This is a genomic window from Vibrio sp. Y176 (assembly GCF_033438945.1).
On record NZ_JAWOQS010001196.1, the window covers coordinates 1 to 516 of the forward strand.

The following is a 516-nucleotide window of genomic DNA, read 5'->3' on the forward strand; positions in this document are numbered from 1 at the left end:
GTTGCGATACGCTTCATAAAGATCAATCTGATGACGTAGCACCACTGCAAGTGGTTCCTGCGGGTTATTACATCAGCCCAATCAATGACAACTGGGCTTGGGGTATCGGTATGTTCACCACTTACGGTGTTGCAACAGATTATCCAGATGATATTTCTGCGGGTGATATGGCTGGCGACACCTCGCTACTTTCTGTCAATATCAATCCAAACATTGCTTACCGCATCAACGAAAAATTCAGTGTTGGTGGCGGCATCAACTTAGTTTATGCAGAAGCTGAACTGACACGTCATAAAGGTGCGTTGGCGCCGCTATTTGGTTCTGGTAGCAGTAAGTCCGATAACCTAATTGGCATGGAAGGTGAGACTTTCGCATGGGGTTGGAACGTCGGTGCCCTATTTGAACTTAACGAAAACAACCGTTTTGGCTTTGGCTACCGTTCTAAAGTCGATCTAGATTTTGATGATGGTGAATTCAGCAGCTACGACTCTGGCATCGCAACCGCAGCAAAAGTTG

At 46.3% G+C, this 516-nt stretch carries 1 protein-coding gene; it reads left to right on the plus strand.

Annotation, left to right across the window (positions count from 1 at the left end):
• Window positions 1-516 (plus strand): outer membrane protein transport protein (locus tag R7O13_RS30950; RefSeq protein ID WP_318305732.1); only part of this gene is annotated, 516 nt, incomplete at both ends.